Source organism: Rhizobium sp. CB3090 (genome assembly GCF_029714285.1).
Classification (GTDB): Bacteria; Pseudomonadota; Alphaproteobacteria; order Rhizobiales; family Rhizobiaceae; genus Rhizobium.
Map to the genome: position 1 here is coordinate 3,459,089 of NZ_CP121662.1, position 16,185 is coordinate 3,475,273.

Consider the following 16,185-nt stretch of genomic DNA (forward strand, 5'->3'; position numbering starts at 1 on the left):
ATTACTCACTCCAGAACAAACAGTGAATCAAGCCGCCGCCTTACGCTGCCGCTCGCGCTGGATCACTTCCGACGCGAGCTGCAGATAGGCTTGGCTACCGGCGCATTTCAGATCGTAAAGGATCGCGGGCTTGCCATAGGAGGGCGCTTCTGACACGCGAACATTGCGCGGGATCAACGTATGGTAGACTTTCTCGCCCAAATGAGTCCGCACGTCGTTGACGACCTGTTGCGCAAGATTGTTGCGCGAATCAAACATGGTTAAAACGATGCCCTGAATATCGAGCAACGGATTAACGGTGCGGCGCACTTGGTCGACCGTTTCCAGCAACTGGCTGAGACCTTCCAAAGCGAAGAATTCGCACTGCAGCGGCACCAGAACCGAATGGGCCGCCGCCATGGCATTCATGGTCAGCAGATTGAACGATGGCGGGCAATCGACCAGGATATAGGAGAAAGCGGTGGCGCCTGCACCATTCAGAGCGCGACGCAGCCGGAAGACGCGGTCGGCTTGCTGTGCGATTTCCATCTCGATGCCGAGCAAATCCATCGTCGAGGGAACGATGTAGAGATTGGGAACCGCCGTCTCCTGAACCGTATCGAGGATCGTATGGGTCCCTACCAAGAGATCATACGATGATACTTTTCGATCCCGCCGCTCGATGCCCAAACCGGTGCTGGCATTCCCTTGCGGATCGAGGTCGACGATCAGGACACGTTCGCCGATAGCGGCCAGCGCCGTGGCCAGGTTGATCGCCGTGGTTGTCTTGCCGACACCGCCCTTTTGATTTGCGATAGTAATAATCCGGTTTCGCTCGCCGATCATCGCCGCATATCCATTTTGGTTAAATTCGACGTCGAGGGCGATTTAACTCCAAGATAACTGATTCTCGCTCGACAACGCTGTTGTGTTTTACCAGATCGAATTCCCACCGACCACGGGCTTTCTCCAGTTCGCGTTCGTAATCCCGGCCTTTATGTAGCAGCAAACATATATTTTCGTTGCGTTCCGCCCAAGGCGCTACGTAGTCCAGCAGCACGTCCAGCTCGGCGAGCGCTCTTGCCGAGATCAGGTCACAATGAGGAATGACTTTCGGTGCTTCTTCGATGCGGATAGCATGGACAACGCCGCGGGCTTCACATTCCCTAAGGCAGACCCGCAAGAAAGCAGCCTTTTTCTGGTTACTCTCCACCAGGTCGACATGGCCATCTGCCTGTTCCGCCAGAAGAATCGCCGTGATGACGCCGGGAAATCCGCCGCCGCTTCCGAGATCGACCCATCGGGCCGGCTTCGGGTGAAGTTGAAAGATCTGCGCGCTATCGGCAATATGTCTCTGCCAGAGATCATTGATCGTGGAAGGCGCGACCAGATTGATGGTCTTTGCCCACTTCTGAAAGAGCTCAGCAAAGTGCTGCAGACGCCTTTGTGTTTCACGTGAAACACGCACACCGTTTAATTCCATGGCAGGACTCTCACACCTTGCAATATCAAGAAACGAGCTTCTGCTCTTCCGCTCCGATCTGCTTCCGCAGATGAGCCAGCAAAAGCGATATTGCTGCCGGCGTCATCCCGTCGATCCGCGACGCCTGCGCAATATTTTTGGGTCGTGATACCGTCAATTTCTGTTTGAGCTCATTTGACAGACCGGATAAGGCAGAGAAATCAAAGTCCGCGGGAATCTGCCGTTCTTCCTCGCGTCGTACCTGTACGATGTCGGAGGCTTGGCGGTCCATATAGACCGCATAGGCAGCCTCGATTTCAACGGCTTCAACAACACGTCCCTCGATCGAGCGCAATTCCGGCCACAAAGCAGAAAGCGATTCGACGGACTGTCCTGGATGGGACAGGAGATCATAGGCCGATCGACGCTGGCCATCCTTATTCAGATGCAACCCGGCTTTTGCCGCTTCCGAGGGCGTGACGTTCAAACCCTTCAATTGAGCGCGCGCCCGCTCCAGCTTCTCCATATGTCGATTGAACCGCACGGCACGATTCACGCCAACGCAGCCAATGGACATGCCAAGCGGCGTCAGGCGAACGTCGGCATTATCCGCACGCAGCGATAAGCGATACTCAGCGCGCGATGTGAACATGCGATAGGGCTCGGCCACGCCGCGAGACGTGAGATCGTCAATCATAACACCGATATAGGATTCTGTCCGGCTGAGCTGCACAGCCTCCCCACCGGATGCCAGGCGAGCAGCATTCAACCCAGCTACCAAGCCCTGCGCCCCAGCTTCTTCGTAACCGGTCGTCCCATTGATCTGTCCCGCCAAAAACAGGCCCGGAATTTTCATCACTTCAAGCGACGGCTTCAACTCACGTGGATCGACATGGTCATATTCAATGGCATAACCGCTTTGCAGAATCCGGACTCGTTCCAGGCCCGGAATGGTTCGGATAAAGGCGTCCTGCACCTCCTCGGGAAGCGAGGTCGATATTCCATTCGGATAAATGGTCGTGTCGTCCAGTCCCTCGGGTTCCAGAAAAATCTGGTGACCGTCCCGTTCGCCGAACTTAACGATCTTATCCTCGATCGACGGACAGTAACGTGGCCCGACGCCCTCGATCTGGCCTGAATACATCGCCGAACGCATGAGATTGTCAGCGATGATCCTATGGGTTTCTGGGGTGGTCCGCGTCACCCCACATTCAATTTGCGGATTGATGACAACATCCGTCATGAATGAAAACGGCACTGGCTCATCATCGGCGCCCTGACGACCCACTGCATCCCAATCAATAGTCGTGCCATCCAGCCGCGCCGGCGTACCGGTCTTCAAACGGCCAAGCGTCAAGCCATAGCGTTGCAGTGTGGCGGACAGGCCTATCGAGGGTTCCTCGCCAACGCGGCCGGCCGGAATCTTTTTGTCGCCAATATGGATCAAGCCACGGAGAAAAGTGCCGGTCGTCAGAACGACAGCACCACATCGCAGAACACGGCCGTCCTTCAGAACAACCGCCGAAATGCGATCGTTCTCGATGCCAAGATCAAAGGCATCGCCTTCGATCACATCCAAGTTCTCGATTGCACTGATCTCAGCCTGCATGGCGAGACGGTAAAGCTTACGATCGGCCTGGGTACGGGGGCCCCGGACAGCGGGCCCTTTCTTCCGGTTCAGCATACGGAACTGGATACCCGCCGCATCGGCGACTCGACCCATCAAGCCATCAAGCGCGTCGATCTCACGAACCAGGTGACCTTTGCCAAGACCGCCAATCGCCGGGTTGCAGGACATTACGCCGATCGTGTCGCGCTTATGGGTAACAAGAGCTGTTAGCGCGCCCAAACGAGCCGCCGCGGCCGCAGCTTCACTGCCCGCGTGCCCACCACCCACGACTATTACGTCATATATTTTGTCGAGCATTGTCAAAACCTCGGTATTGCCGTCTGTTTGGCACACCAAATTCAGGAGTCAAGAAGGTTTCACGTGAAACGTTTTTCGACGATGTTTCTGACGTTGTGTTTCACGTGAATCATTTGCCGATACAAAATTCCGAGAAGATGACATCCAGCAGATCCTCGACGTCAACCCTTCCGGTGATCCGGCCCAAACTGTGCGCCGCTCGTCGCAGGAATTCTGCTCGTATATCCAACCCTGCAGAAACAGAGGTGACGGCCTGACCCAATGTTTCAAGGCTATCCGCCAACAGCCTCCGATGCCTTAACCGACTCGGCAGCGCCAGTGACAGCGCTGCGGATCGCGTTAGCAAATCATTAACCAACAATTGATGCAGCTCCGTCAGACCTGAGCCCGTTGTTGAGGAAATGCAGAGATCGTAGTTCTCATCATCGATGGGATGGATGTCCGACTTCGTCCCAACACGAAAGACTTTCCCACAAAACCCAGGAAAGTCAGTTTGCGCGGCAATCCCTATCTCCGCGAGCGACAGGATAATATCCGCTTCCGCCGCCGTTTTCAGCGCTCGCCTAATCCCTTCTCGTTCAATGACTTCCTCGGTATTTCGCAAGCCGGCCGTATCATACAGCCGAACCGCATATCCTTCGATATTGAGATCGATATGCAAAACATCGCGTGTCGTCCCGGCAATATCGGTCACGATCGCCACCTCGCGACGCGCCAATGCGTTCATCAGGCTCGACTTGCCGGCATTTGGCGCACCGGCAATGACCACCTTCAAGCCATCGCGGACGATCTCGCCGAAGTCGGCGCCGGCGAGGTGTGCAGACAACTCGGATTGCAGTTTCGCCATATCTGCCCAGACCAGATCGGATACTGATCCTGGAACATCGTCTTCATCGGCAAAATCCAACTCCGCCTCGATCAGGGCACGCGCACGCGTCAGACGATCCGCCCATCCCTCATAAAGCTTGGAAAGGCCACCCGCGGCGTGTTCCACGGCCAATCGCCGCTGCATTTCCGTCTCGGCGGCAATGAGATCCGCCAGGCCCTCAATTTCGACGAGATCCATCTTGCCATTCTCAAGGGCGCGGCGCGAAAACTCGCCATGTTCCGCCATCCGGCATCCTTGAAAGGCTGCAAGCTCTTCCAGAAGCGCAGCAACAACAGCTTTACCTCCATGAAGGTGAATCTCGGCACAGTCCTCGCCGGTAAAGGAAGCCGGAACAGGGAAAACAAGAACCAGACCACGGTCGATGATAAGACCGTTTCGAGCCCGAATCGTTTTCAGCGCCGCTTGCCGTGGCTTAGGTAAGGTCCCCACCAGAGCCTTGGTCGCAACCAGCGCCTGGGGGCCGCTAATCCGCACAACCCCGACACCAGCCGGCAGGCCGCCGCTGGAAAGCGCAAAGATCGTGTCGTTGAAATTCTGCATTGGATTGATCCGCATCCGAATCGATTTGGCCGAGAAGACCTTCGAAGCTTAGACTCTTGCTTACAAACAAAATCGGGCCGCATAAAGCGACCCGATAGGTTCCATTCAAATTTCCTCGCTCCGGAGCGAGGATGAATCCGGCTAAGGATTACGTATTCATCGAGTCGAAGAAGTCCGGATTGTTCTTCGTCTGCTTCAATTTGTCGATGAGGAATTCGATCGCATCGGTCGTACCCATCGGAGCAAGGATACGGCGAAGAACAAAGATCTTCTGCAGATCCTGGCGCGGCACGAGCAAGTCTTCCTTACGGGTGCCGGACTTGAGAATATCCATTGCCGGGAAGATACGCTTATCGGCAACCTTGCGATCGAGAACGATTTCCGAGTTGCCGGTACCCTTGAACTCTTCGAAGATCACTTCGTCCATGCGGCTGCCGGTGTCGATCAGGGCGGTCGCGATAATCGTCAACGAGCCGCCTTCTTCGATGTTACGGGCGGCACCGAAGAAGCGCTTTGGCCGCTGCAATGCGTTGGCGTCGACACCGCCGGTCAGAACCTTACCGGAGGAGGGAACGACCGTGTTGTAGGCTCGGCCGAGGCGCGTGATCGAGTCGAGGAGGATAACGACGTCACGGCCGTGTTCGACAAGGCGCTTGGCCTTCTCGATGACCATCTCGGCGACCTGCACGTGGCGAACGGCCGGCTCGTCGAAGGTGGACGAAATGACCTCACCGCGCACGGAACGCTGCATGTCCGTCACTTCCTCAGGGCGTTCGTCGATCAACAGAACGATCAGATAGCAGTCTGGATGATTGGCAGTAATCGAATGGGCGATGTTCTGCAGCAGCACCGTCTTACCGGTGCGCGGCGGTGCAACGATCAGACCGCGCTGGCCCTTGCCGAGCGGCGCCACGAGATCGATGACGCGCGGCGACAGATCCTTGGAGGTCGGAATGTCGAGTTCCATGCGGAACCGCTCGTTCGGATAAAGCGGCGTCAGATTGTCGAAATGAACCTTGTGACGGATCTTTTCCGGATCGTCGAAATTGATGGTGTTGACCTTCAACAGGGCGAAATAACGCTCGCCTTCCTTCGGTCCGCGGATCGGCCCCTCGACCGTATCGCCCGTCTTCAGCGAGAAGCGGCGGATCTGCGATGGCGAGATATAGATATCGTCCGGACCGGGCAGATAATTGGCGTTGGCGGAGCGCAGAAAGCCGAATCCGTCCTGCAGAACCTCGACAACGCCTTCGCCGATAATTTCCACGTCCTGGCTGGCAAGCACCTTCAGAATGGCAAACATCAGTTCCTGTTTGCGCATCGTGCTCGCATTCTCGACCTCGAGCGATTCGGCAAAGGCCAGGAGATCGGTCGGGGACTTATTCTTAAGTTCTTGAAGCTTCATTTCAGCCATGAAGGGATTTACTCTGTTTTAGAAGGGGAAAGGCAATGTTGGTCGTATTCAGAACCGCGAGGGGGGATGTTCGCGAGCGACAGAACTGAGACATGCCACGAAGAAGAGATGGCGGGAAAATAGCGATTCACTTTGTACCCCGCAAGGGGGGCTGACAAAATGAAGGAAATTTAACGTCAGCGCTAAGTTCTGCTTCTTATTTCATGCAAACGGCTTCACCACAACCAAAATGACGATCAGTATCATCAATACGGTCGGCGCCTCGTTCATGAACCGCCAGTAACGGGCCGAATGTTGGTTTTCATCGCGTGCAAAGGTGCGAACGGCGCGGCTGAAGACCATGTGGACGCCCGTCAGCAGCACGACAAGGCCAATCTTGGCATGCAGCCATCCGCCGTGGAAATCATAGACCGACCAGGCGAGATAGAGCCCGAAAATCCAGGTCAACATCATGGCCGGCGTCATGATCACCCGCAAAAGCCGCCGCTCCATCACCTTGAAGGTCTCCGACTGCTGCGAGCCGGGCTCGGCATCGGTGTGATAGATGAAAAGCCGCGGCATATAGAAGAGCCCGGCCATCCACGAGATCACCGCAATGATGTGGAACGCCTTGATCCAGAGATAGAGATTGTCCGGATGCCAGGCAAATAGGCCGATCGCCAACGCCGCGAATAGCAGGATCATGAAATAGGCGCGCCGGCTGGCATAGGCACCCGGACGAGGATCTATCTGCTTTTCCTCGTTCACCTCGTCACCCTTTCCATGCACGCACATGCTCGACCAGAGCAGTGACATGAGACGGATCGGCCTGCGGGGTAATGCCATGGCCAAGATTGAAGATCAGCGGGCCATGGCCCAGGTTCTGCAGGACCTCGTCGATCCCATCCCTGAGCGCCTTGCCGCCGGCGACGACACGCATCGGATCGAGATTGCCCTGCACCGGTCCTTCCCGTTGAAGCTCCCTGGCGAAGGCAAGTGGCACAGACCAGTCGAGACCAATTGCATCGGCCCCTGTCTTCCGCCGGTAGGTCTTCAGCAGATATCCGGCGCCCTTGGCAAAGGCGATGATTTTTGCTTGCGGCCTCCGAGCCTTGATGGAGGAGATTATTCTCGCAACCGGCTTGACGGCGAAAACTTCGAACTCCGTCTCGCCGAGCACACCAGCCCAGGAATCGAAAATCTGCACGGCATCGGCGCCGGCGTCGATCTGCGCCACCAGGTAATCGGCGGATATATCGGCAAGCAGCATCAACAGATGCTCGAATGCCTTTGGGTGCCGATAGGCGAAAAGCCGGGCAGGGGCCTGATCGGGGGTGCCGTGGCCTGCAATCATATAGGTCGCAACGGTCCAGGGCGCTCCACAAAATCCAAGCAGCGTTGTCTCCTCAGGCAGCTCGCTGCGCAAGCGCCGCACCGTCTCCATGACGGGAGCCAGATAATCCACTACGCCGTCGCCCTTCAGCGCCTGAATGCCGGCTTCATCGATGGGATCCATCTCCGGACCATGCCCCTCGGTATAGCGGACATTGCGCTTCAGCGCGTCGGGGATCACCAGGATATCGGAAAACAGGATCGCCGCATCAAAGCCATAGCGCCGGATCGGCTGCATCGTCACTTCGACCGCATGCTCCGGATTGTAACAGAGGTCGAGAAAGCTCCCAGCCTTTGCCCGGGTTTCCCGATATTCCGGAAGATAGCGGCCAGCTTGGCGCATCAGCCAGAGAGGGGGAGGGGTCAGCGTTTCTCCGCTCAGCACCCTCATGATCTTCCGGCGTTCATCGCTCAATGGCGTCATCCCTTATAAAACCAAACATATATTTAAGGTTTCTATTTCTTAGAGTCGGTGACTATCAAGGATTAAAATCCATCCACGACCGATCCAAAATGTCGCGCACCCGCCAGCATCCAACAAAGAGTTCGGGCCAAGCGCTGGATATGTGGAAAAGAGAAAACTTCGCTCAATCATTTGAAGGACTTGGCTTGTATTTTATTTCAGAGTCACTTGGGGATAAATTGGGGAGGCTTGCTGGCGAGCGCAAATTATCCACATTGCCCACAATCCCGGCAAACCGTCTTCGTCAAAATTCGAAATGTGGAAAAGTTGGCGGTTTTCCACTTGCCCCGGACGGGCTGGTTCCCGTACCTCTCTTCTCTCCCGAGATATCAACAGGTGATGGAAAGTAGCGTGGAAAACCGGACAAGCTTCTTTCATCTGCATCTGATTTCTGACTCAACGGGCGAGACTCTGATTTCCGCCGGCCGCGCCGCTTCGGTGCAATTCCACACCAGCCAGCCACTCGAGCACGTCTACCCGCTGATCCGGAATCGCAAGCAGCTCCTGCCGGTTCTGGAAGCGATCGACCACAGCCCCGGTATCGTGCTTTATACGATCGTCGACCGAGAGCTTGCCGATTTCATCGACGAGCGTTGCCGCGAGATGGGCGTGCCCTGCGTCAATGTTCTCGAGCCGGTCATGAATGTCTTCCAGACCTATCTCGGTACGGCGTCCCGCCGCCGGGTCGGCGCCCAGCATGTGATGAACGCCGATTATTTCGCGCGCATCGAAGCGCTGAACTTCACCATGGATCATGATGATGGGCAGATGCAGGATGACTATAATGATGCCGATGTTGTCATTATCGGCATCAGCCGGACATCGAAGACACCGACCAGCATCTATCTTGCCAACAGAGGCATCAAGACGGCCAATATCCCCATCGTCCATGGCGTGCCCTTGCCCGAGAGTTTGATCCGGGCAACCAAACCGCTGATCGTCGGGCTGGTGGCGACCACCGACCGGATATCGCAGGTTCGGGAAAATCGCATTCTGGGGGCGACGGCGGGTTTCGACCGCGGCGACTATATCGATCGAGCGACCATCTCCGAAGAGCTGAAATATGCCCGCTCGCTCTGCGCCCGGCACAATTGGCCCGTCATCGATGTCACCCGCCGCTCGATCGAAGAGACCGCGGCCGCCATTGTTGCCCTGCGCCCGAAGCTACGCTAAGCGAATAGTATGATTTCCGAGGTTCGTTCGATATGACAGCGCCGCTCATCCTTGCTTCTTCCAGTCCCTTCCGACGGATGCTGATGCAAAATGCCGGCCTGCATTTCCAGGCGGTTGCGGCTGAGATCGACGAGCGTGCGATCGAAGCGCCGCTGGAGCAGGAGGGAGCCAGCCCGGATGCCGTGGCATTGGTGCTCGCCAAGGCCAAGGCGAAAGAGGTGAGCGATCGCTTCCCCGGTTCACTCGTCATCGGCTCGGATCAAACGATGTCGCTCGGCGATCAGGTCTTCCACAAGCCGAAAACGATGGCGGACGCCGAAAGCCATCTGCGAACTCTGTCCGGCAAGACCCACCGTCTGAACAGTGCCATCGCGCTGGCCCGCAACGGCGACATCATCTGGGAACATGTGTCCCATGCTGAATTGACCATGCGCGATCTCTCCCCCGATTTTATCCATCGTCATCTGAGCCGTGTCGGTGACAAGGCGCTGTCGAGCGTCGGCGCCTATCAGCTCGAGGGCGAGGGGATACAGCTTTTCTCGAACATCGACGGCGATTATTTTACCATCGTCGGCTTGCCGATGCTGCCGCTCCTCCAGCAGCTTCGCGAACTGGGAGTGATCGATGGGTGATTCACGTGAAACATTCGGCCCCAACGTCTTCGTTACGGGCTTTCCCGTCAAGCATTCCCGCTCGCCCCTCATTCACGGCTATTGGCTGCGCACGCTTGGTCTTGCAGGCAGCTATCGCGCCCATGAAGTCTCGCCGGATGATTTCCCAGGTTTCATTGCTTCCTTGAAGGACGGCTCTAGCGGCTTCGTCGGCGGCAACGTGACGATCCCGCACAAGGAGACGGCATTCAGGCTGGCGGATCGGCCGGATGAATTGTCCGAGGAGCTCGGTGCTTCGAACACGCTCTGGCTTCAGGACGGATTGCTGCATGCGACCAATACCGATGGCCGCGGTTTCACGGCCAATCTGGATGAGCGCCATCCCGGTTGGGATCGTAGCGGGCGAGTTGTTATCCTGGGTGCGGGCGGCGCCAGCCGCGCCATCATCCAGGCGGTGCGCAATCGTGGCATCGGGGAAATTCACGTCGTCAACCGTACCGTCGAGCGGGCGCGGGAACTGGCGGATCGGTTCGGCGCGCGTGTCCATGCCCATCCGATGGCGGCGCTGAACGAGGTGATGCGAGATGCCGGTCTCTTCGTCAATACGACCTCACTTGGCATGGATGGCGAGGCGGCACCGCAGATCGATTTTTCGCCGTTGGCCAAAAATGCTGTCGTCACCGATATCGTTTATGTGCCGCTGAAGACGCCGTTGTTGACCCAGGCAGAAGAACAGGGCTTCGCCATCGTCGATGGTCTTGGCATGTTGCTGCATCAGGCTGTACCGGGCTTCGAAAAATGGTTCGGCACGCGTCCGGTGGTGGATGAGGCGCTGCGGGCGCTGATCATCGCCGATATGGAAAAACATTGATGATCCGCGTCGGCCTCACCGGATCGATCGGCATGGGAAAATCGACGTCGGGAAAACTCTTCGCCGAAGCCGGCATCCCCGTGAATGATGCCGATGCAGTGGTGCATGATCTCTATAGTGGCGAAGCCGTGCCCTTGGTCGAAGCCGCGTTTCCGGGAACGACGAAGGACGGAGCTGTCGATCGCCAGGAACTTGGCCGTAAACTCGCCTCCGATCCCTCCGGTTTTAAACGACTGGAGGCCATCGTCCATCCGCTGGTGCGGCAGCGCGAACGGGAGTTTTTGGATGAACAGACTGCCGCCGGTGCGGATATCGTCGTGCTCGACATCCCCCTGCTGTTCGAGACCGGTGCCGATAAAAGGGTGGACAAGATCGTCGTCGTCAGTTGCGATCCGCAGATTCAAAAGGAAAGAGTGCTTGCCAGGCCGGGCATGACTGAGGAAAAATTCAATATGATTCTCTCCCGCCAGATGCCGGATGCGGAGAAGCGGGCACGGGCCGATTATATCATCGACACCGGCGGCAGCATCGATGCGGCGCGGAAGCAGATAAAAGACATCATAGCCGACCTACGAAAGCGGCCGGTAGACAACGGATCGACAGGCGGAGAGTCCTGAATGCGCGAAATCATTTTCGATACGGAAACGACCGGTCTCGACAATAGAGCCGACCGTATCATCGAAATAGGCGGTATCGAACTCTTCAATCACTTCCCGACCGGCAAGACCATCCATATCTATATCAATCCCGGCGACCGCAAGGTTCATCCGGATGCGCTTGCCGTTCATGGCATCACGGACGAATTCCTGAAGGATAAGCCGTTTTTTGCTGATGTCGCCGACGAGATCCTTGCCTTTTTCGGCGAAGCGAAGTGGATCGCCCATAACGCGACGTTCGACATGGGCTTCGTCAATGCCGAATTCGCGCGCCTCGGCCGTCCGCCGATTCTGCCCGACACGGTGATCGACACGCTGGCCATGGCGCGACGCAAACATCCGATGGGGCCGAATTCGCTAGATGCACTCTGCCGGCGCTACGGCATCGACAATTCCCACCGCACCAAACACGGCGCGCTTCTCGACTCCGAATTGCTCGCCGAAGTCTATATCGAGATGATTGGTGGCCGGCAGACGGCCCTTGGTCTTGGCAGCATCAACGGCTCATCTGCACGGTCCCGCCAGGTCGACGATATCGAAGAGACTGCTGCGGATATCCTGGTGCGACCAAAGCCGCTGGCAAGCAGATTGAGCGACGCCGAACTGGAAGATCACGCCGCGCTGATCGCCAAACTTGGCGAAAAAGGCATCTGGTCGAAATACCGTGCCGTGAACTGAAAGCATAATTTCAAGCGCCCAAAAGAAAATGCCCGGATCGAAATCCGGGCACTCCTATTTCCATCGATGGAATAAATCGAAGGCTTAGTTCGGAACTGCTTCGACCTGGGCGCGGGCCTGTTCTTCGGCGACGCGCTGGGTGAACATCTGCGCGAAATCGATCGGGTCGATCATCAGCGGCGGGAAGCCGCCATTACGCGTGACGTCGGCGATGATTTGACGAGCGAACGGGAAGAGCAGGCGAGGGCACTCGATGAAGAGCAGCGGCAGCATGTGTTCCTGCGGGAAACCGGTGACGCGGAAGACGCCGCCGTAGACCAGCTCGGTGTGGAAGAGAACCCGGTCACCATCCTTGGCTTCGGCATTCAGCGTCAGCACGACGTCGAAATCCGATTCCGACAGCGGATTGGCGTTGACGTTGACATTGATGTTGATATCGGGGGCGTTTTCCCGGGCCTGCAGCGAGCGCGGAGCACCAGGATTTTCGAAGGAAAGATCCTTGGTGTATTGAGCAAGGATGGAAAGGCTCGGGCTGGCTGCGCCGTTACCGCTGTTCTCGTTGGCCATGGGGGTTTCCTCTGACGTCATTGGGTGTCGCCATCTAGCATTTCGTATAAGGGCTTACAACCCTTGAGGCTTTGGCCATCTTTGGCCGCTTTGCCTACTCTTCAAGGCGTTTTTTGTCAGACCAAGGCGAGTTGCGATTGGGCTCGCGATGGAAATCGGTCTCGTCCAGATCGACGACATTGCCGGGTCCATGCGGTCGTGTTTGCGGGCCGGAAGCTGAACCCGCGCCTGGTCCGGCTCCGCGCCGGAAGGCGCGCGAACTGCCGAGAACGACGATGCGTTTCCGCAGGACCTTCCAGGCGAGCTCACGGATCGCCGGAATGAAGAGCAGCAAACCGATAATATCAGAGATGAAGCCCGGTAGCATCAGCAGGAATGCGGCAACGACAATCATGGCGCCATGCACCATCTCGCGTCCGGGATCACCGCCGTTACGGCTCTCGGCCGAAATGCGTTGCAGGATACCGATGCCCTGGATTCTGAGAAGCGCAACACCCAGAAGTGCGCTGAGGATCACCAGCCCCAATGTCGCCCAGACGCCGACCATCTTGCCGACGATGACGAAGCCGGCGATTTCCGCAAGCGGCATCAGAAAGACGACGATAGGAACAAGGGATATGCGCATGTTAACGTGTCCTGGAAGCGGCTTATGCGCTTAGCGTTAGTCTATCGCGCATAATAAAGATACCGGTCCGCTATTTGAATGATAGATCGATGCGGACTATATGGGGATTGAAACTCTCAATTTTAACGGCGGTTCCGATACGAGATGGGTGCAAACGACTTTGTGACGATCTTTTTCCTGGTGGCGGCGGTGCTGATCTTCTTTCAGCTCCGGAGCGTTCTTGGCCGCCGTACAGGGAATGAGAAGCCGCCGCGCGATCTCTATGGTTCTCCCGATTCGGCCACGGGTCCGACCGTACCGGATGCCGGCAAGGTGGTGACCCTGCCGCGCCGCGACTCTGCCGAGGACGAAGATCGCTTTGCCGCCATAGATGCCTTTGCCCCAGCCGGTACGCCGCTCAATGACTCGTTGCGCGAATTGAGCAAGGCCGACCCCACCTTCAATCCGAAGGAATTCGTCAACGGCGCGCGCATGGCCTATGAGATGATCGTCATGGCCTTTGCCGATGGCGACCGCAAGGCGCTGAAGGGGTTGTTGTCGCGCGAGGTCTATGAGGGCTTCGATGCAGCCATTACCGAGCGCGAAACCAAGGGCGAAAAAGTGAAGTCCACCTTCGTCGGCATCGACAAGGCCGATATCGTCACCGCCGAGATGAAGGGCACGGAAGCCCTCGTGACGATGCGCATCGTCAGCCAGATGATCTCGGCGACCTACGACAAGGCCGGCGCATTGATCGATGGCGACGCAGAAGCCGTCGCCGAGATCAGCGATCTCTGGACCTTTTCCCGCGATAGCCGTTCGCGCGATCCGAACTGGAAACTCGTGGCGACTGAATCCGAACAATGACAACTTCATCGCAGGATTTCAGGCTTGAGCCGGCAACCTTCGCCGATCTGAAGGGCTGGAAGGACGATGATCCTTCCGGCCTTTTTCGCGCCATGGAAAACTGTCGAGCTTATATCAGAGATGTAAAGCCCTACCGCACCGGCGCAGTCGGGCTGACCGCAAATGACCTCCTGGCCCTGCTTGACGAGGCCAAAGGTTATGAGCCCAAGAATGCCGCCGAGGCTCGTGCCTTCTTCGAAGAACGCTGCCAGCCCTTCTTCATTCGCCGCGGCGACGGCGGCAGAGGTTTCGTCACCGCTTTCTACGAGCCGGAGATCTCAGTCTCCACAACGCCGGACAAGACCTATCGTTATCCCTTCTATCGCCGACCGGACGATTTGATCGATATCGACGACACCAACCGGCCAGCGGATCTCGATCAATCCTATTTGTTCGGCCGTCTGAAGGATGGGATTATTTCCGCTTATCCCGATCGCGGCGAGATCGATCGCGGATACCTGGAGGGCAGGGGCCTGGAGATCGCCTGGGCCAAGTCCAAGGTCGATGTCTTCTTCGTGCATGTCCAGGGAGCGGCGAGATTGCTCTATCCCGATGGACGGATGGGCCGCATCACTTATGCCGCCAAGGCCGGTCATCCCTTCTCGGCCGTCGGCCGTCTGCTGATCGAACGTGGCGTGCTCGATCGCGCGACGATTTCGATGCAGACGATCCGCGATTGGCTCTATGCTCATCCGCAGGAAGTCGATGAGGTGTTGTGGCACAACAGGTCCTATATCTTCTTCCGCGAGGCCGACGTCAGCGATGCCTCGCTCGGCCCGATCGCTGCGGCGAAGGTGCCGCTTCTCGCCGGCCGCTCGCTGGCGGTCGACCGGCTGATCCACACCTTCGGCTTTCCTTTCTTCATCCAGTCGGAAAGCCTGACGCATCTCGACGACGGCAAGTCTTTCGGTCGGCTGATGCTGGCGCTCGATACTGGCTCGGCGATCGTCGGCCCGGCGCGCGGGGATATCTTTACCGGTTCCGGCTACGATGCCGGAGAGCTTGCCGGTACCGTGCGCAACGATGCGGATTTTTATATACTGGTTCCGAAGGCGGCAGCTCAGAGGTTTGGCTGATGGCTTCAGAACGACAGACCAAGGAACGAAAGCTCAGCACGGACGAACGCATCCTTTGGGGCAAGGTGGCGAAAAGCACCCGGCCCATGCCAGGACGGCTCGCTGATATCGAGGCTTTCGACGAGGTCCTGGCGGCGGAGGCGCAAGCGGAAGAAGCGGCACGCGCCGGAAAGGCGGCAGTCTCTGCCGAGCCGCAAACTCAGCCGGCACCAGCCAAACAACCCTCCGGCACGCACCATCTGTTGGAACGCCCCGTCAAACGCAAGATCGCCAAGGGTAGACTGGCACTGGAAGCGCGGATCGACCTTCACGGGCTGATCCAGAGCGAAGCGCATGCCATGCTCCTCGATTTTCTGCTGCGGGCGCATCAGCGCGGCCTTCGTCATGTGCTCGTCATCACCGGCAAGGGCAGTTCCATGGGCAGCGAAGGCGCCTTGAAACGCGCCGTGCCGATGTGGTTTTCCAAGCCGGAATTCCGCTTCCTGATCTCGTCCTATGAGACGGCGGCGCAGCACCATGGCGGCGATGGCGCCCTCTATATCCGCCTGTCGCGGCTGAAAGGGGAGAGGCTGTGACCCCCTTCGGCGAAGCGGTGAGAAAGCTGAGGGCACGCAAGGGTGTCTCGCAGAAGGAAATGGCTGCGGCCTTGAATGTGACTCCGGCTTATTTATCCGCCTTAGAACATGGAAAGCGCGGCACGCCGACTTTCGATCTGCTGCAGCGTGTCGCGGGATACTTCAACATCATCTGGGACGAGGCCGAGGAGTTGTTCCTGCTGGCACGCTTTTCCGACCCGCGCGTCGTCATCGACACCTCAGGTCTTGCGCCGGAATATACGGCCTTCGTCAACAAGTTGGCAGGCCGGATTCGGGGTCTCGATGCAGCGACGATCAGGGAGTTGTCCCAGCTTCTCGAAAATGCCGGTAAAAGCGGCTGAAAACCGCCGTAATCCCCTGCTTTATGCCTGATATGAGGGGCCTTCCGTTTGGAAGTTCGGG

At 57.5% G+C, this 16,185-nt stretch carries 19 protein-coding genes; 10 read left to right on the forward strand and 9 right to left on the reverse strand.

All coding sequences use genetic code 11. The annotated features are described in order from the left end of the window. Window positions 1-27: 27 nt before the first annotated feature. The 7 genes from QA646_RS16595 to hemE form a co-directional block, all read right to left on the reverse strand. Window positions 28-825 carry a ParA family protein gene (locus tag QA646_RS16595; RefSeq protein WP_107106366.1) on the reverse strand — a complete coding sequence of 266 codons (798 nt, stop codon included), beginning with the start codon at window positions 823-825 and terminating at the stop codon, window positions 28-30. A 19-nt stretch (window positions 826-844) separates the two neighbouring features. Continuing rightward, window positions 845-1,462, reverse strand: coding sequence for a 16S rRNA (guanine(527)-N(7))-methyltransferase RsmG (rsmG, locus tag QA646_RS16600; RefSeq protein ID WP_283056501.1), 618 nt, complete (start codon window positions 1,460-1,462; stop codon window positions 845-847). A 25-nt stretch (window positions 1,463-1,487) separates the two neighbouring features. Next, window positions 1,488-3,368, reverse strand: coding sequence for a tRNA uridine-5-carboxymethylaminomethyl(34) synthesis enzyme MnmG (gene mnmG / locus QA646_RS16605; protein WP_283056502.1), 1,881 nt, complete (start codon window positions 3,366-3,368; stop codon window positions 1,488-1,490). 109 nt (window positions 3,369-3,477) lie between these two features. Further along, the gene (gene mnmE, locus QA646_RS16610; protein ID WP_283056503.1) at window positions 3,478-4,797 is read right to left on the reverse strand and encodes a tRNA uridine-5-carboxymethylaminomethyl(34) synthesis GTPase MnmE; all 1,320 of its coding nucleotides are present in this window, start codon (window positions 4,795-4,797) and stop codon (window positions 3,478-3,480) included. A gap of 148 nt (window positions 4,798-4,945) precedes the next feature. After that, on the reverse strand, window positions 4,946-6,211 hold the full coding sequence (rho, locus tag QA646_RS16615) for a transcription termination factor Rho (protein WP_283056504.1): 1,266 nt from the start codon (window positions 6,209-6,211) through the stop codon (window positions 4,946-4,948). Between the two features lie 201 nt (window positions 6,212-6,412). Continuing rightward, on the reverse strand, window positions 6,413-7,006 hold the full coding sequence (gene hemJ, locus QA646_RS16620; RefSeq protein WP_283056505.1) for a protoporphyrinogen oxidase HemJ: 594 nt from the start codon (window positions 7,004-7,006) through the stop codon (window positions 6,413-6,415). Next, window positions 6,963-7,997, reverse strand: a complete 1,035-nt coding sequence (hemE, locus tag QA646_RS16625; protein ID WP_283056506.1) for a uroporphyrinogen decarboxylase — start codon at window positions 7,995-7,997, stop codon at window positions 6,963-6,965. Before hemE ends, hemJ begins: the two co-directional genes overlap by 44 nt. A gap of 98 nt (window positions 7,998-8,095) precedes the next feature. On the opposite strand from hemE, the gene QA646_RS16630 reads away from it, so the two are divergent. From QA646_RS16630 to dnaQ, 6 genes are read left to right on the forward strand one after another with little or no spacing between them, the layout of a single operon-like run. Then, window positions 8,096-8,395: a hypothetical protein gene (locus QA646_RS16630; protein ID WP_283056507.1), complete on the forward strand. Its 300-nt coding sequence runs from the start codon at window positions 8,096-8,098 to the stop codon at window positions 8,393-8,395. 1 nt (window position 8,396) lies between these two features. Beyond that, window positions 8,397-9,218 (forward strand): pyruvate, water dikinase regulatory protein, encoded by an 822-nt coding sequence (locus tag QA646_RS16635; RefSeq protein WP_283056508.1) that lies wholly within the window; start codon window positions 8,397-8,399, stop codon window positions 9,216-9,218. Between the two features lie 32 nt (window positions 9,219-9,250). After that, window positions 9,251-9,850, forward strand: a complete 600-nt coding sequence (locus QA646_RS16640; RefSeq protein WP_283056509.1) for a Maf-like protein — start codon at window positions 9,251-9,253, stop codon at window positions 9,848-9,850. Next, entirely contained in the window at window positions 9,843-10,700 is an 858-nt protein-coding gene (locus QA646_RS16645) for a shikimate dehydrogenase (RefSeq protein WP_283056510.1), read from the forward strand. Before QA646_RS16640 ends, QA646_RS16645 begins: the two co-directional genes overlap by 8 nt. Then, window positions 10,700-11,317 carry a dephospho-CoA kinase gene (gene coaE / locus QA646_RS16650; RefSeq protein ID WP_283056511.1) on the forward strand — a complete coding sequence of 206 codons (618 nt, stop codon included), beginning with the start codon at window positions 10,700-10,702 and terminating at the stop codon, window positions 11,315-11,317. Before QA646_RS16645 ends, coaE begins: the two co-directional genes overlap by 1 nt. After that, window positions 11,318-12,034: a DNA polymerase III subunit epsilon gene (gene dnaQ, locus QA646_RS16655; protein ID WP_283056512.1), complete on the forward strand. Its 717-nt coding sequence runs from the start codon at window positions 11,318-11,320 to the stop codon at window positions 12,032-12,034. A gap of 84 nt (window positions 12,035-12,118) precedes the next feature. On the opposite strand, the gene secB is transcribed toward dnaQ, so the two are convergent. Both secB and QA646_RS16665 read right to left on the reverse strand, forming a co-directional pair. After that, the gene (gene secB, locus QA646_RS16660) at window positions 12,119-12,601 is read right to left on the reverse strand and encodes a protein-export chaperone SecB (protein ID WP_107106376.1); all 483 of its coding nucleotides are present in this window, start codon (window positions 12,599-12,601) and stop codon (window positions 12,119-12,121) included. 94 nt (window positions 12,602-12,695) lie between these two features. After that, window positions 12,696-13,226 carry an FxsA family protein gene (locus tag QA646_RS16665; RefSeq protein ID WP_283056513.1) on the reverse strand — a complete coding sequence of 177 codons (531 nt, stop codon included), beginning with the start codon at window positions 13,224-13,226 and terminating at the stop codon, window positions 12,696-12,698. Window positions 13,227-13,370: 144 nt separating this feature from the next. Between QA646_RS16665 and QA646_RS16670 the strand changes: the two genes are divergently transcribed. The 4 genes from QA646_RS16670 to QA646_RS16685 are packed head-to-tail and all read left to right on the forward strand — an operon-like array spanning window position 13,371 to window position 16,124. Then, window positions 13,371-14,072, forward strand: a complete 702-nt coding sequence (locus QA646_RS16670) for a Tim44/TimA family putative adaptor protein (RefSeq protein ID WP_283056514.1) — start codon at window positions 13,371-13,373, stop codon at window positions 14,070-14,072. Next, window positions 14,069-15,187, forward strand: a complete 1,119-nt coding sequence (locus tag QA646_RS16675; protein ID WP_283056515.1) for a murein transglycosylase A — start codon at window positions 14,069-14,071, stop codon at window positions 15,185-15,187. The genes QA646_RS16670 and QA646_RS16675 overlap by 4 nt, the downstream gene beginning before the upstream one ends. Beyond that, the gene (locus tag QA646_RS16680; RefSeq protein ID WP_283056516.1) at window positions 15,187-15,762 is read left to right on the forward strand and encodes a Smr/MutS family protein; all 576 of its coding nucleotides are present in this window, start codon (window positions 15,187-15,189) and stop codon (window positions 15,760-15,762) included. The genes QA646_RS16675 and QA646_RS16680 overlap by 1 nt, the downstream gene beginning before the upstream one ends. Continuing rightward, the gene (locus QA646_RS16685) at window positions 15,759-16,124 is read left to right on the forward strand and encodes a helix-turn-helix domain-containing protein (RefSeq protein WP_283056517.1); all 366 of its coding nucleotides are present in this window, start codon (window positions 15,759-15,761) and stop codon (window positions 16,122-16,124) included. Before QA646_RS16680 ends, QA646_RS16685 begins: the two co-directional genes overlap by 4 nt. The last annotated feature ends 61 nt before the right edge of the window (window positions 16,125-16,185 follow it).

Excerpts from the sequence above, each read along its gene's own strand:
- QA646_RS16675 (WP_283056515.1), top strand. The coding sequence starts at position 14,069 with ATGACAACTTCATCGCAGGATTTCAGGCTTGAGCCGGCAACCTTCGCC.
- rho (WP_283056504.1), bottom strand. The coding sequence starts at position 6,211 with ATGGCTGAAATGAAGCTTCAAGAACTTAAGAATAAGTCCCCGACCGAT.
- mnmE (WP_283056503.1), bottom strand. The coding sequence starts at position 4,797 with ATGCAGAATTTCAACGACACGATCTTTGCGCTTTCCAGCGGCGGCCTG.
- secB (WP_107106376.1), bottom strand. The coding sequence starts at position 12,601 with ATGGCCAACGAGAACAGCGGTAACGGCGCAGCCAGCCCGAGCCTTTCC.
- hemJ (WP_283056505.1), bottom strand. The coding sequence starts at position 7,006 with ATGTCACTGCTCTGGTCGAGCATGTGCGTGCATGGAAAGGGTGACGAG.
- QA646_RS16595 (WP_107106366.1), bottom strand. The coding sequence starts at position 825 with ATGATCGGCGAGCGAAACCGGATTATTACTATCGCAAATCAAAAGGGC.
- QA646_RS16680 (WP_283056516.1), top strand. The coding sequence starts at position 15,187 with ATGGCTTCAGAACGACAGACCAAGGAACGAAAGCTCAGCACGGACGAA.
- QA646_RS16640 (WP_283056509.1), top strand. The coding sequence starts at position 9,251 with ATGACAGCGCCGCTCATCCTTGCTTCTTCCAGTCCCTTCCGACGGATG.
- QA646_RS16665 (WP_283056513.1), bottom strand. The coding sequence starts at position 13,226 with ATGCGCATATCCCTTGTTCCTATCGTCGTCTTTCTGATGCCGCTTGCG.
- dnaQ (WP_283056512.1), top strand. The coding sequence starts at position 11,318 with ATGCGCGAAATCATTTTCGATACGGAAACGACCGGTCTCGACAATAGA.
- QA646_RS16630 (WP_283056507.1), top strand. The coding sequence starts at position 8,096 with ATGTCGCGCACCCGCCAGCATCCAACAAAGAGTTCGGGCCAAGCGCTG.
- QA646_RS16645 (WP_283056510.1), top strand. The coding sequence starts at position 9,843 with ATGGGTGATTCACGTGAAACATTCGGCCCCAACGTCTTCGTTACGGGC.
- coaE (WP_283056511.1), top strand. The coding sequence starts at position 10,700 with ATGATCCGCGTCGGCCTCACCGGATCGATCGGCATGGGAAAATCGACG.
- mnmG (WP_283056502.1), bottom strand. The coding sequence starts at position 3,368 with ATGCTCGACAAAATATATGACGTAATAGTCGTGGGTGGTGGGCACGCG.
- rsmG (WP_283056501.1), bottom strand. The coding sequence starts at position 1,462 with ATGGAATTAAACGGTGTGCGTGTTTCACGTGAAACACAAAGGCGTCTG.
- QA646_RS16670 (WP_283056514.1), top strand. The coding sequence starts at position 13,371 with ATGGGTGCAAACGACTTTGTGACGATCTTTTTCCTGGTGGCGGCGGTG.